Origin of the sequence: Sulfitobacter sp. W074, assembly GCF_025142275.1 — a bacterium.
Classification (GTDB): Bacteria; Pseudomonadota; Alphaproteobacteria; order Rhodobacterales; family Rhodobacteraceae; genus Sulfitobacter; species Sulfitobacter profundi.
Genome location: NZ_CP081130.1, coordinates 32269 through 45360, shown reverse-complemented (window position 1 = coordinate 45360; position 13092 = coordinate 32269). Strand labels below are relative to the sequence as shown.

Annotated in this window: 13 protein-coding genes; 7 read left to right on the top strand and 6 right to left on the bottom strand. The window is 60.8% G+C overall.

Features of this window, described 5'->3' with window-relative positions; all coding sequences use genetic code 11:
- Positions 1-6: 6 nt before the first annotated feature.
- A complete protein-coding gene (locus K3762_RS00190; RefSeq protein WP_067627893.1) occupies positions 7-447 on the top strand; it encodes a MarR family winged helix-turn-helix transcriptional regulator in 441 nt (146 codons plus the stop codon).
- Here the strand turns inward: K3762_RS00190 and ubiG are convergent.
- Positions 422-1180 (bottom strand): bifunctional 2-polyprenyl-6-hydroxyphenol methylase/3-demethylubiquinol 3-O-methyltransferase UbiG, encoded by a 759-nt coding sequence (ubiG, locus tag K3762_RS00185; protein ID WP_132443943.1) that lies wholly within the window; start codon positions 1178-1180, stop codon positions 422-424. The two genes, K3762_RS00190 and ubiG, sit on opposite strands and share 26 nt — an antisense overlap.
- 48 nt (positions 1181-1228) lie before the next feature.
- On the opposite strand from ubiG, the gene pip reads away from it, so the two are divergent.
- The 6 genes from pip to infB all read left to right on the top strand — a co-directional run bounded on the left by pip (position 1229) and on the right by infB (position 8526).
- Positions 1229-2197 (top strand): prolyl aminopeptidase, encoded by a 969-nt coding sequence (gene pip, locus K3762_RS00180; protein ID WP_132443942.1) that lies wholly within the window; start codon positions 1229-1231, stop codon positions 2195-2197.
- Positions 2194-3060 (top strand): ABC transporter substrate-binding protein, encoded by an 867-nt coding sequence (locus K3762_RS00175; RefSeq protein ID WP_132443941.1) that lies wholly within the window; start codon positions 2194-2196, stop codon positions 3058-3060. Before pip ends, K3762_RS00175 begins: the two co-directional genes overlap by 4 nt.
- 152 nt (positions 3061-3212) lie before the next feature.
- The gene (gene rimP, locus K3762_RS00170; RefSeq protein ID WP_067627882.1) at positions 3213-3791 is read left to right on the top strand and encodes a ribosome maturation factor RimP; all 579 of its coding nucleotides are present in this window, start codon (positions 3213-3215) and stop codon (positions 3789-3791) included.
- Entirely contained in the window at positions 3791-5419 is a 1629-nt protein-coding gene (gene nusA, locus K3762_RS00165) for a transcription termination factor NusA (RefSeq protein ID WP_120349772.1), read from the top strand. The genes rimP and nusA overlap by 1 nt, the downstream gene beginning before the upstream one ends.
- A gap of 20 nt (positions 5420-5439) precedes the next feature.
- Entirely contained in the window at positions 5440-6060 is a 621-nt protein-coding gene (locus tag K3762_RS00160; RefSeq protein ID WP_120349771.1) for an RNA-binding protein, read from the top strand.
- A gap of 9 nt (positions 6061-6069) precedes the next feature.
- Entirely contained in the window at positions 6070-8526 is a 2457-nt protein-coding gene (gene infB, locus K3762_RS00155) for a translation initiation factor IF-2 (RefSeq protein ID WP_260010788.1), read from the top strand.
- 9 nt (positions 8527-8535) lie between these two features.
- Here infB and K3762_RS00150 read toward each other — a convergent pair whose 3' ends face one another.
- The 5 genes from K3762_RS00150 to K3762_RS00130 form a co-directional block, all read right to left on the bottom strand.
- Entirely contained in the window at positions 8536-9342 is an 807-nt protein-coding gene (locus K3762_RS00150) for a metallophosphoesterase (protein ID WP_067627869.1), read from the bottom strand.
- The gene (locus K3762_RS00145; RefSeq protein ID WP_132443939.1) at positions 9339-10256 is read right to left on the bottom strand and encodes a diacylglycerol kinase family protein; all 918 of its coding nucleotides are present in this window, start codon (positions 10254-10256) and stop codon (positions 9339-9341) included. Before K3762_RS00145 ends, K3762_RS00150 begins: the two co-directional genes overlap by 4 nt.
- A gap of 320 nt (positions 10257-10576) precedes the next feature.
- Complete coding sequence (locus K3762_RS00140) at positions 10577-10975, bottom strand: (deoxy)nucleoside triphosphate pyrophosphohydrolase (protein ID WP_067627863.1); 399 nt, start codon at positions 10973-10975, stop codon at positions 10577-10579.
- Positions 10976-10979: 4 nt separating this feature from the next.
- Positions 10980-12206, bottom strand: a complete 1227-nt coding sequence (argJ, locus tag K3762_RS00135; RefSeq protein ID WP_132443938.1) for a bifunctional glutamate N-acetyltransferase/amino-acid acetyltransferase ArgJ — start codon at positions 12204-12206, stop codon at positions 10980-10982.
- A gap of 3 nt (positions 12207-12209) precedes the next feature.
- Positions 12210-13058, bottom strand: coding sequence for a peptidylprolyl isomerase (locus K3762_RS00130; RefSeq protein WP_132443937.1), 849 nt, complete (start codon positions 13056-13058; stop codon positions 12210-12212).
- Positions 13059-13092 lie beyond the last annotated feature (34 nt).

Sequence of the window (13092 nt, the reverse complement as noted above, 5' to 3'; positions counted from 1 at the left end):
CCTAAGATGACCGACGATAAAAACACACTTGCGATCATGCTGTTCGGTGAATTGCTGGCCGCCGATCAACAGGTGCGCAGCCGCCTCACGCGGGTTCTGCCGCGCGGGATGGAGATCTCGCATTTTTCGGTGCTGAACTCTCTGTCGTGGCACGGCGGCGAACGCTCGCCCGCGCAATTGGCCGAGACTTTCAACGTCACCCGCGGGGCGATGACCAACACGCTGAGCAAGCTGGAATGGGCCGGTTACGTCCATATCCGCCCCGATTGGGATGACGCGCGGCGCAAGATGGTCGCGATCAGCCCTGCCGGGCGACAAGCACGGGATGCAGCGGTGAACGCGATCACGCCGATGATTTCCAACGTGGTGGATGATCTGGGCGAAGAGCAGGTCCGCGCCACGCTGCCGATCCTGCGCGCGCTCAGGCGTCAGTTGAGCCAGGGTTGAGGCTTGCGGTGACGTAGTTCACGCTCAGATCCCGATCCGACAGACGCCAAGACCATGCGACGGGGTTGAAGACGAAACCCTTGCGGTCCACAGGCTCCAATCCGGCGCGGTTCAGCAGGTCAAAAAGTTCATCCGGCGTGATGAACTTGTTCCAGTCATGCGTGCCCTTGGGCAGCCAGCGCATCACATGCTCTGCGCCCACAATCGCCATCATAAAGGACTTTGGATTGCGGTTCAGGGTCGAACAGATGTGCAGCCCGCCGGGTTTCAGCAGGCGGCGGCAGGCGATCAGGTAGTCGATGGGGGAGGCAACGTGTTCGACGACCTCCATATTCAGCACCACATCGAATTTCTCACCCGCCTCGGCCATCGCTTCGGCGGTGGTGTGGCGGTATTCAATCTCCAGTCCAGACTGCTGCGCGTGGATTTGCGCGACGGGGATGTTGCCCGCCGCCGCATCCGCGCCGACCACCTCGGCCCCCAGCCGCGCCATCGGTTCCGACAGCAATCCACCGCCGCACCCGATGTCGAGAATGCGCAGACCCTTAAACGGCGCCTCGGCAGTCAGATCGCGGTCAAACTCGCCCGCGATCTGGCTGGTGATATAATCCAACCGGCAGGGGTTCAGCATATGCAGCGGTTTGAACTTGCCGTTCAGATCCCACCATTCGGCGGCCATCGCTTCGAATTTGGCGATCTCGGCGGGGTCGATGGTTGATTGATCCGCTTGCATTCTGATCTCCCTGTGCTCTTTTGGGTTCAATGACTATATAGGGCGGCAATGGACAAGTATCCCGACCAAAAACGCGACGCAGCGCATCTTTATCCGCCGGTGGAGCCTTTCGACCAGCAGATGTTGTCTGTGGGGCAGGGGCATCAGGTCTATGTCGAACAATGCGGCAACCCCGATGGTATCCCCGTTGTCGTGTTCCATGGCGGCCCCGGCGGCGGCTGTAGCCCGGCGATGCGGCGTTATTTCGATCCCAAGGTTTACCGGGTGGTACTGTTCGACCAGCGCGGCTGTGGGCGCTCCACCCCGCATGCGTCGGTCACGGACAACACGACATGGCATTTGGTCGCGGATATCGAGCTGATTCGCAGCACACTGGGTATCGACAAATGGATGGTTTTTGGCGGCTCTTGGGGCGCGACGCTGGCGCTGATCTATGCCCAAGCGCACCCCGAAGCGGTGCGTCATCTGATCCTGCGCGGCGTGTTCTTGATGACGCAGGCCGAACTTGATTGGTTCTACGGCGGCGGGGCCGGGCGGTTCTGGCCCGAGCTTTGGGCGCGGTTCGTGAACCTGATCCCCGAAGATGAGCGTGACGATCTGATCGCGGCCTATCATCGGCGGCTGTTCTCGGGCGATCTGCGGGTCGAGCAGGACTATGGCCGCGCCTGGGCCTCTTGGGAGAATGCGCTGGCCTCGGTGCATTCCGATGGCGTTTCGCATGGCGGTCCTTCGGCCTATGCGCGGGCCTTCTCGCGGTTGGAGAACCATTACTTCACCAACAACGGATTTTTGGAGTTCGACGGTCAGATCCTCGAACATATGGGCCGCATCGCGCATATCCCGGGGGTGATCGTGCAGGGGCGTTACGACATGATCTGCCCCCCTTCGGGCGCCTACGCGCTGGCCGAGCGCTGGCCCAATGCCGATCTGCGGATGATCCGCAACGCGGGTCACGCCCTGTCAGAGCCGGGGATCAGCGCAGAATTGGTACGGACCATGGATAGGATTGGCCAGTGACGCGCGGGCGCAACTCTTTGCTGGATCGCCGGGCGCTGTTCACCACCGGTGCGGCGGCGGCTTTGCTGGCCGCGACGGGCGCGGGCGCCGGAGAGCCACCCCGGCGCGGGGGCCGTCTGCGGCTGGCGCTTTCCGGTGCCACGCGAGAGGACACTTGGGTTCACGGCGACGGCCTGTTCATGCAGGTCGCGCGGCAAGGGCTGATTTTTGACACGCTGACCGAAGTTACCGGCAATGGCATCCTCAAGGGTGAATTGGCGACTGGCTGGCAAACCAGCGACGGCGCGCGGCAATGGCAATTCGATCTGCGCCCCGATGTGCGCTTTCACGATGGCAGCCCGCTGACCGCCCGCGATGTTGTGGCCAGCCTGCAATCCGTCCTGACCGAAGCTGAGGTCGCGGTGCAAGACGACCTGAAGGTGCAGGTCACATTGGCCGCGGCGAATCCTGACCTGCCGCTGCTGCTGGCGCAATCGCGCTATGTGATCCGCCCCGCCCACGCCCCCGAGGCCGGGATCGGCACTGGGCTTTACAGTCTGCGGCGCTTTTCCGCCGGGCGTCAGGTTTTGGCCGAGCGGGTGGAGAGCCATTACAAGGACGGCACTGCCGGTTGGTTCGATACGGTCGAGCTTGTCTCGATCCCCGCGCGGGAGGTCCGGGCGCAGGCATTGAGCGAAAGGCTTGTTGATGCAGCGGATTTACCCGCGCGGCCCCGCTATCGCGAGCGGGGCGATGTGACACTTCAGGCCGATAGTGCTGGCGGGGTCAGCGCCCTGTCGGACGATCTGCGCCAACCGCCGAACCCCGGACGCCAAGCGCCGATGGACAACCTGCGCGCGCCCGAGCGGTGGTGGTTCGGCTGAGAGGGGTTGCAGTTTCAGGCTTTCCGGCCTATATCCCCTTTCAACAGCGGCGCTTTCGGGTCCAAACCGAAGGCTCCACCGATCTTGAACACGGGCCGCGCGCCCGTTTTTTTATGCCTGAACGAAACTGCCTGATTTAAATTGGATGTCTCATGTCGAATGACCTGATTGCCAAAGCTGCCATTGACCGCCGTCTGGCCGAGATCATCACCCCGGTGATCGAGGACATGGGCTTTGAACTGGTGCGCGTCCGCCTGATGTCGGGCAAGTCCACCATCCTGCAAGTCATGGCCGACCGGCCTGATGGCGGGATCGAAGTGGATGAATGCGCCAAGATCTCGCAGGCCATCGGCGCGGTCCTGGATGTCGAAGACCCGATCCTTGACGAATACGCGCTTGAGGTTTCCAGCCCCGGCATCGACCGTCCGCTGACGCGGCTCAAGGATTTCGATGCCTTTGAGGGCTATGAGGCCAAGATCGAAACCACCGAGCTGATCGATGGCCGCCGCCGCTTTAAGGGTGAGCTGGCTGGCGTCGAAGGTGGCGAAGTGCTGATCAATGTCGAAGAAGGCACCATCGGCCTCCAGTTCGACTGGCTCAGCGATGCCAAGCTGGTGCTGACCGACGACCTGATCAAAGAAATGCTCCGCCAGCGCAAAGCGTCCGGCGCGATCGACGAAAACGAATTTGATGATATCGAGACTGAAGAGTCTGCTGAGGGAGACACCTAATGGCCATTACATCTGCAAACCAGCTTGAGCTGTTGCAAACCGCCGAGGCAGTTGCGCGCGAAAAGATGATCGACCCCGGTCTGGTCGTCGAAGCGATGGAAGAATCCCTCGCCCGTGCCGCCAAGTCCCGCTACGGCGCCGAGATGGACATCCGGGTCGATATCGACCGCAAGACCGGCAAAGCGACCTTCACCCGCGTTCGCACCGTGGTCGAGGACGAAGAGCTTGAGAACTATCAGGCCGAATTCACTGTCGATCAAGCCAAGCAGTATATGGCTGACCCCAAGGTCGGCGACACTTACGTCGAAGAAGTCCCCCCGGTTGAGATGGGCCGCATCGCGGCGCAGTCGGCCAAACAGGTGATTTTGCAGAAGGTACGCGAAGCTGAGCGCGACCGCCAGTTCGAAGAATTCAAAGACCGCGCCGGTACCATCATCAACGGTCTGGTCAAGCGCGAAGAATACGGCAACGTCATCGTCGATGTGGGCGCTGGCGAAGCGATCCTGCGCCGCAACGAGAAGATCGGCCGCGAAAGCTATCGCCCGAACGACCGTATCCGCGTCTACATCAAAGACGTGCGTCGCGAGCAGCGTGGCCCGCAGATTTTCCTGAGCCGTACCGCGCCTGAATTCATGGCCGAGCTGTTCAAGATGGAAGTGCCGGAAATCTATGACGGCATCATCGAGATCAAAGCCGTCGCCCGTGACCCCGGTTCGCGCGCCAAGATCGCCGTGATTTCGCATGACGGCTCCATCGACCCTGTCGGTGCCTGCGTTGGTATGCGCGGTAGCCGCGTTCAGGCTGTCGTGAACGAGCTTCAGGGCGAAAAGATTGACATCATTCCATGGAATGAAGACCAGCCGACGTTCCTTGTGAACGCGCTGCAGCCTGCTGAAGTGTCGAAAGTGGTTCTGGACGAAGAAGCCGGCAAGATCGAAGTCGTCGTGCCCGAAGAGCAGCTGTCGCTTGCGATTGGCCGTCGTGGGCAGAACGTGCGTCTGGCCAGCCAGTTGACCGGCCTCGATATTGACATCATGACCGAAGAGCAGGAAAGCCAGCGCCGTCAGGCCGAGTTTGAACTGCGCACCAAGCTGTTCATGGACAACCTCGATCTGGACGAATTCTTTGCCCAGCTTCTGGTCTCCGAAGGCTTCACCAACCTCGAAGAAGTGGCCTACGTCGAAGTCGACGAGCTGCTGGTCATCGACGGTGTGGACGAAGACACCGCTGGCGAGTTGCAGGCCCGCGCCCGCGACGTGCTTGAAGCGCAGAACAAAGCGGCGCTTGATAACGCCCGTGCTCTGGGTGTCGAAGACAGCCTGGTTGAATTTGAGGGTCTGACCCCCCAAATGTTAGAAGCGCTGGCCAAGGACGACGTGAAGACCTTGGAAGATTTCGCCACCTGTGCCGATTGGGAACTGGCTGGCGGCTGGACCACGGTCAACGGCGAGCGTGTTAAGGACGATGGTGCGCTTGAGCCCTTTGAGGTCAGCCTTGAAGACGCCCAAGCTATGATCATGACCGCCCGTGTCATGCTGGGCTGGGTCGATCCGACCGAGCTTGAAGCCGATGCGGACGAGGACGACGTAGAAACAGACGGCGAAACCGCCGAGGAGGCCGAGGCCTAAGCGGGCCTCGGGGGTTGCACATGGGACGCGGTGGCGCCTCGAATGACCGTTCAGACGGTGCGGAACGCAAGTGCATCGCCACGGGCGACGTGCAGCCAAAACACGGGTTGATCCGTTTTGTGATCGGCCCGGACAATCAGGTTTACCCAGATATTTTGGGTAAACTGCCGGGCCGGGGCATCTATGTCTCGGCTGACCGTGCCGCGCTGGAACTTGCGGTAAAGAAAAAGGCCTTTGCTCGGTCGGCGAAACAGCCGGTCACGCTGCCAGACGGGTTGATCGACGAAGTAGAACAACAATTGGCGCGCCGGGTGGTGGACTTGATCTCGCTCCAGCGCAAGGCAGGCAAGGCGGTCGCCGGCTACGAAAAGGTCAAAGGTTGGTTGCAAACCGAAGAGGCCGAAGTATTGATACAGGCCGTAGACGGGTCAGGGCGCGGTAAGTCCAAGCTGAGCACCCCACACTATGGCCATTACATCGGTTGGTTGACAGCCGATGAATTGGGTTTGGCATTCGGTCGCCAAACTGTGATACATGGGGCGCTCGCCTCTGGTGGACTCACGCAACGTGTTGTAGAGGAAGCCGGACGACTTAAAGGCGTGCGCGTAAACGAGGGTGGCAACGGCCATCCGAAAGGATAGACGAGCTTCATGAGCGATAGTGACGGCAAGAAAACATTGGGTCTGCGCGGTGGCGCACGTCCGGGGAATGTAAAGCAAAGCTTTAGCCACGGGCGTACCAAAAACGTTGTGGTCGAAACCAAGCGCAAGCGTGTTGTGGTGCCCAAGCCGGGTGGCCAGAAACCAACCGGGCCGGGCGCCGGGCCGATTGGCGATCCCAAGAAGCGCCCCGCAGGCATCACCGATGCCGAGATGGAGCGTCGTCTGAAGGCCGTTCAGGCCGCCAAAGCTCGTGAGGTTGAGGAAGCCGCCGCGCGCGAGGCCGAGGAAAAGGCCCGCGCCGAAGAGCGTGAGCGCCGCCGGGCCGAGATCGAAGCCAAGGAACGCGAAGAGCGTGAGCGCGAAGAAAGCCTTAAAGCCAAGGCCGAGGAAGACGCCCGCCGCAAGGCAGAGGCCGAAGCCGCTGCCGCAGCGCCTGCGCCCGAACCTGCCGCAGCACGCGAGCCCGCGCCCGCCGCCACGCCGCGCAAAACCACGGACCGTGACCGCGACGACAGCAAGAAGCGCAGCAAAGGTGGCGACAGCCGCCGCGCGGGCAAGCTGACCGTCAATCAGGCACTCGCCGGTGGCGAAGGTGGCCGTCAACGTTCCATGGCGCAGATGAAGCGCAAGCAGGAACGTGCCCGTCAAAAAGCGATGGGTGGTCAGGTTGAGCGCGAGAAGATCGTGCGCAACGTCAATCTGCCCCCGGCAATTGTTGTATCCGAGCTTGCCAACCGTATGGCCGAAAAGACCGGCGCTGTTGTAAAAGCGCTGATGCAGAACGGCATGATGGTCACGCAGAATGAAACCATCGACGCGGATACCGCTGAACTCATCATCGAAGAGTTTGGCCACAAGGTTGTGCGCGTCAGCGACTCTGATGTCGAAGATGTCATCAAAGAGATCGTAGACAAGCCCGAAGACCTGCAAGGTCGCCCCCCGGTCATCACGATCATGGGCCACGTTGACCACGGTAAAACATCGCTGCTCGACGCGATCCGTAATGCGAAAGTGGTTGCTGGCGAAGCCGGCGGGATCACCCAGCACATCGGTGCCTATCAGGTCACGACCGACAATGGTGCGGTGCTGTCCTTCCTCGACACACCCGGCCACGCGGCCTTTACCTCCATGCGTTCGCGCGGGGCTCAGGTAACGGATATCGTGGTTCTGGTGGTCGCGGCGGATGACGCCGTGATGCCACAGACGATCGAGGCGATTGCCCACGCGAAAGCGGCCAAAGTGCCGATGATCGTGGCAATCAACAAGATCGACAAACCTGCCGCCAATCCCGACAAAGTCCGTACCGATCTGCTTCAGCACGAAGTCATCGTCGAGAAGATGTCCGGTGATGTGCAGGATGTCGAAGTCTCGGCCGCAACGGGCCAAGGTCTGGACGAACTGCTCGAAGCCATCGCGCTGCAGTCTGAAATCCTCGAACTCAAGGCGAACCCGAACCGGGCCGCTGTGGGCGCGGTGATCGAAGCGCAGCTGGACGTGGGCCGCGGCCCCGTGGCGACCGTGCTGGTTCAGAACGGCACGCTGCGTCAGGGCGATATCTTTGTCGTGGGTGAGCAATACGGCAAGGTCCGTGCGCTGATCAACGACCAAGGCGAGCGCGTCAAAGAAGCCGGGCCATCGGTGCCGGTTGAGGTGCTTGGCATCAACGGCACGCCAGAGGCCGGTGACGTATTGAACGTGACCGAAACCGAAGCGCAGGCCCGCGAAATCGCTGAATACCGCGCCAATGCAGCTAAGGACAAACGTGCCGCTGCTGGTGCTGCGACGACGCTGGAACAGCTTATGGCCAATGCCAAGGCGAACGAAGACGTCAGCGAGCTGCCGATCTTGGTCAAAGCCGACGTGCAGGGTTCTGCCGAAGCGATCGTTCAAGCGATGGAGAAAATCGGCAACGACGAAGTCCGCGTTCGGGTTCTGCACTCCGGTGTGGGCGCGATCACCGAGACGGATGTCGGTCTGGCCGAAGCTTCCGGCGCACCGATCATGGGTTTCAACGTGCGTGCCAATGCATCGGCGCGGAACACCGCGAACCAGAAGGGCGTCGAAATCCGCTACTACTCGGTCATCTATGACCTTGTGGATGACGTGAAAGCGGCTGCGAGCGGCCTGCTGAGTGCCGAGATCAAAGAGAACTTCATTGGCTATGCCAACATCAAAGAAGTCTTCAAGGTCACCGGTGTGGGCAAAGTCGCAGGCTGTCTGGTCACCGAGGGCGTCGCCCGCCGCAGCGCCGGTGTGCGTCTGCTGCGCGACAACGTCGTGATCCACGAAGGCACGCTGAAAACGCTCAAGCGCTTCAAAGACGAAGTGCCCGAGGTTCAGTCCGGTCAGGAATGCGGCATGGCATTCGAGAACTACGATGACATTCGTCCCGACGATGTGATCGAGATTTTCGAGCGCGAAGAAGTGACCCGCACATTGGCCTAAGCCAAGCGCTTACAAGACAAATTCCCCAGAGGCCCGGTCAAATTGCCGGGCCTCTGCTTTTGTGAAGGCCTTTTTGCCGTCGTCAAAGCTGATCCGCGCAAGGTTGACGTGTAGGGGCGAGATATCGATCAAATTGAAATCATTCGGCTCCCCCCGCTGTCGCGACGACAGGCTGGTGCCCGCGTGCAACTGGATCGCTAGATGGCCGTCATGCTCCGGTGCCGGGTGGGCAAAGGTGCCTGCGTGCCAGATGTGCAGATGGCCTGACAGGATCAGGTCCGCGCCGCAGTCCAGAAGCCGTTTCAAGGCCCGCTGCGCGCCCGGAATGGGCCGCTTGTGGGTTTCATTGGGGTGATCCAGCGGGTGGTGGCATACCGCAATGCGCAACGTGTTCTTTCCGCCGCGCGAGAGGGCACGGCAGGCCCGCCCCAAACGGCGCAGGCCCAGTTTGCCGGTCTGCCATTTGAAGCGGTCGACGGTGTTGATCCCCACAGCGACGAAATCCGCGCCTTCGTGCACCGGGGTCAGATCGTGATGGATCCAGCGCCGGTAGTAACGCCAAGGGGCCAAGAACCGGGTAAAGGGGCGGTGCAGGGGGATATCGTGGTTGCCCGGCACGCTCAAGACAGGCGCATTGATCCGGTCTATAAAGGCCCGCGCCGCACGGTATTCCTTTTCCCTCGCCCGTTGGGTCAGATCACCCGAGATGATCACCAGATCGGGGTCATAACCGTTCACGGCCTCCAACAAGGGCATAAGAAGGTCGGGCCGGTCCTTGCCGAAGTGCAGGTCGGATAAGTGGATCAAGCGGCTCATCGCACGTCCTTTCCAGAGGCGCGCGGGACGAAAATATGGATGGGCGAGGTCGCACGGGTGAGCCTATAGGGGCCCTTCATTACCGCAATCTCTCCATCCCGCGCGACATATCGTTTGCGCTGTTTCATGCGAATTTCGATCTCGGACCCGCAGAGCATTTCATAATCGGTATGATGTTTCGCCATGCCCGTGGCCAACGCCACCGCATGGCGCAGCAGGCCAAAGCGGTAGGTATCGGGGGCGACCAGCAGCACCATATCGCCGCGCGCGATACAGTCTTGCCCGGCCAGACCCATTTGATCCAATTGAAAGGCGTTGTTGATGGCAAATACAAGCGGGGTGCGGAGCTCGGTCTCTTTGCCGTCGACCACAATGGTCAGCTTGAGCGACGTGCGAAAATCTATCAAGGCTTTGATCACCGACCAATAAGCGGCGATCCGACTGCGGCCCCAGCGGCGATAGATGCCCTCCCGTGTCTTGAGGATTGCCGGGTAGGCGCCGATGCTGGCATTGTTCAAAAAGGTCTCACCGTTGATCGTCGCCACATGCACCGCGCGGCTTTCGCCGCCTGCGATGACATCAACCGCCTCTTGAAGATCTTCTGGGATGCCCATCGACCGCGCGAAATAGTTGAAGGTGCCCTGCGGGATGATGCCAAGCGGGCGGTCCTGATCCTTCATGGCCGAGGACACGCCAGAGATCGTGCCATCCCCCCCAGCCACGGCAATGATGCCTTCAGGCTGAGACAAAGCCTGCCGGGCTGCACTGGCCGGATCATTCCGTTTGTCGATGTGAATGAATTCTGCCGTGATCCCGTGCCGCGCAAAGGCGGATCGGATGGTGCTTTCGGCTTGGTCACCGTTTTGACGGCCCGAACCGCGGTTCAGGATGACAATAGCGCGCTTCGATGACATAAAATCCCCTGCCAAATGCTCAGGGGAAACGCGGTGGAACGCCTATTTGTTCACCTAAATAGGCGTTCCGCCCAGATTTTTCAGACTGGTCTGCCTTCGAAAATCTTACCGTCGACTTGAACAGCCATGCGACCGCCCGCCAACATTTTTACAAAAATACCCTGAACGTAAATGGAACTTCCGATTGCGATGGTTCTCAACATGTCGGCACCCTTTCATACAGATGTTACAACTCTGCCTCAGGATGGTGCGCTTTGGGTTAAAAAATCCGCAACATGCTGAGTGATTGGGGATCACTAGTGCAATTCTGCCACTCTAGGCTAGAGCCAATCACGCAATATTGATATGAGCGGCACGTCTGCTTCGGGCATCGGATAGCCGCGCATTTCATTGGGACGTACCCATTTCAGGGTCTGCCCTTCGCGCGAAACCGGGGTGCCGCCCCATTTGCGACAGGCAAAAAGCGGCATCAGCAGATGAAAATCACTGTAGCTGTGGCTGGCAAAGGTCAGCGGCGCGAGACAGGATGCCCATGTCTCGATCCCCAACTCTTCGTGCAACTCCCGGATCAACGCCGCCTCTGGCGTTTCACCGGGTTCGATCTTGCCGCCGGGAAACTCCCATAGGCCCGCCATTGGCTTGCCTTCTGGCCGCTGTGCCAAAAGCACCCGGCCATCGATGTCGATCAAGGCCGCCGCGGAAACGAGCACTGTTTTCATAGGGTCAGGACCGGTAGTCGGCGTTGATGTCGATGTAGCCGTGGGTAAGGTCACAGGTCCAGACGGTGCAGCGGCCTTCGCCGAGGCCCAGATCAACGCCGATGACGACATTCTGGCCCTTCATATGGGCGGCGGCATCCTCTTCGGAATAGTCGGGGCTGCGCCAGCCGTCGCGGGCGACTTCGATATCCCCAAAGCGGATCGACAGGCGGTCGCGGTCTGCCGGAGCGCCTGATTTCCCGATGGCCATGACGACGCGGCCCCAGTTGGGGTCTTCACCAGCAATGGCGGTTTTGATCAGCGGCGAATTGGCGATGGCCATGGCGTGGACCTTGGCCTCGTCATCGTTGGAGGCACCGGTGACGGCCACTTCGACGAATTTCTGCGCGCCTTCGCCGTCTTTGACGACCTGATGTGCAAGGTCCATCATCACGTCACGCAGCGCCGCGTCGAAGGCTTCGTTGTCAGCGACCTCGACCCCGGAGGCCCCCGTCGCGGCCATGATCAGCGCGTCAGAGGTTGAGGTGTCGCTGTCGACGGTGATGCAGTTGAATGTCGTCTCGGTATGGGTCGAAAGGCGGTGTTGCAGCGCATCTGTCGCGATTACCGCATCGGTAAAGATATAGACCAGCATGGTGGCCATATCGGGCGCGATCATGCCCGAGCCTTTGGCGATCCCCGCAATAGAGACGGTTTTGCCGTCGATCTCTACGGTCGCGCTGGCGCCTTTGGGGAAAGTATCCGTTGTCATGATGGCCCGCGCGGCGGCTTCGATGCCCGCAGGGTCGAGTTTCGCGTGGAGATCGCCCAGCACGGCGGTGATCCGTTCGTGGGGCAGGGGTTCGCCGATGACGCCGGTGGACGACGTGAAAACCCGCGATTGCGGCACGCCGCAGGCTTCGGCGGCGGCGGCGGTAATCGCCTCGACCGCGTCGGTGCCGCCCCGCCCGGTAAAGGCGTTGGCATTGCCGGAGTTCACGACGATGGCGGCGCCCTCATCCGAGGCACCGCCGATTTTTGCCTGGCAGTCCAGCACCGGGGCCGCGCGGGTGGCAGAGCGTGTGAACGCCCCCGCCACAGCACTGCCCGGTGCCAGCTTCGCCAACATCACATCGGTGCGCCCTTGATAGCGGACGCCAGCAGCGATGGTGGCGAATGTCACGCCGTCAATAACCGGAAGGTCGGGAAAACGGGCCGGGGCGAGCGGCGAGACAGCCAGTGATTTACCCATGGGTCAGTTCAGCCATTCAATGTTTTTAAGAACAGTTGGGTCGATGCCTTCGGCGGCGCTGCGGTCAACCTCGGCGGCCTCGGTCAGGCTTTCGATGGCTTCCTGCACTTTGGTCTGGCGCACTTGGGTCTCAAGCTCTTCGCGCACGTCTTCAAGCGCGGGCGCTTCGCCGGTGCGGGTCTCGTTCAGCTTGATAACATGCCAACCGAACTGGGTTTCCACCGGCTCAGACACGCCACCTGCTTCCATGCCGGCGACGGCTTCTTCAAAGGCGGGGACCATCATGCCGGGGCCAAACCAACCCAAGGAACCGCCACCGGGGCCGGAGGGGCCGGTCGATTTTTCTTTGGCAACTTCGGCAAAGTCCGCACCGCCGTCGAGTTCAACCTTGATCGCGTCGGCTTCTTCCTTGCTTTCGACAAGGATATGCGAGGCGTTGAATTCCTGCTCAGGCTCGGCGTCTTTGTACTGCGCGTCATAGGCGGCTTGCAGTTCTTCGTCGCTGACATCTTCGGCCATAACGCCTTCGATCGCCTCACCAGCGGTGAGCGAGCGTGTCTCGTTTTCGATCGACAGGGTCACGCGCGGCGGCAATTCGCCAGTAAAGCTGTCGGCAAGGGCTGTCTGCTGCACAAGCTGATCGAGGATCCCTTGGAACAGCACGTCATCAGGCAGTTGCTGATACTGCTGGGGCAGGGTGGCACGCGCCACGAGCATATGGCCAAGCGTGATTTCAGTGTCGTTGACGGTGGCAACAACCGTGTCGACACCCGGTTCGTCTTGGGCGGCTACAGGCAGCGCCACAGCGGCGGCAAGCGCCAAAGACGACAGAAAAGTGAGGGGTTTTTGCATGGTTGGGTCCAATCGCTTCGTTCGTAGCAGGGCT

Bases quoted from the DNA above. Each gene is read 5' to 3' on its own strand.
- nusA (WP_120349772.1), top strand. From the start codon at position 3,791: ATGGCCATTACATCTGCAAACCAGCTTGAGCTGTTGCAAACCGCCGAG.
- K3762_RS00145 (WP_132443939.1), bottom strand. From the start codon at position 10,256: ATGTCATCGAAGCGCGCTATTGTCATCCTGAACCGCGGTTCGGGCCGT.
- K3762_RS00130 (WP_132443937.1), bottom strand. From the start codon at position 13,058: ATGCAAAAACCCCTCACTTTTCTGTCGTCTTTGGCGCTTGCCGCCGCT.
- ubiG (WP_132443943.1), bottom strand. From the start codon at position 1,180: ATGCAAGCGGATCAATCAACCATCGACCCCGCCGAGATCGCCAAATTC.
- rimP (WP_067627882.1), top strand. From the start codon at position 3,213: ATGTCGAATGACCTGATTGCCAAAGCTGCCATTGACCGCCGTCTGGCC.
- K3762_RS00150 (WP_067627869.1), bottom strand. From the start codon at position 9,342: ATGAGCCGCTTGATCCACTTATCCGACCTGCACTTCGGCAAGGACCGG.
- K3762_RS00190 (WP_067627893.1), top strand. From the start codon at position 7: ATGACCGACGATAAAAACACACTTGCGATCATGCTGTTCGGTGAATTG.
- K3762_RS00140 (WP_067627863.1), bottom strand. From the start codon at position 10,975: ATGAAAACAGTGCTCGTTTCCGCGGCGGCCTTGATCGACATCGATGGC.
- argJ (WP_132443938.1), bottom strand. From the start codon at position 12,206: ATGGGTAAATCACTGGCTGTCTCGCCGCTCGCCCCGGCCCGTTTTCCC.
- K3762_RS00160 (WP_120349771.1), top strand. From the start codon at position 5,440: ATGGGACGCGGTGGCGCCTCGAATGACCGTTCAGACGGTGCGGAACGC.
- infB (WP_260010788.1), top strand. From the start codon at position 6,070: ATGAGCGATAGTGACGGCAAGAAAACATTGGGTCTGCGCGGTGGCGCA.
- pip (WP_132443942.1), top strand. From the start codon at position 1,229: ATGGACAAGTATCCCGACCAAAAACGCGACGCAGCGCATCTTTATCCG.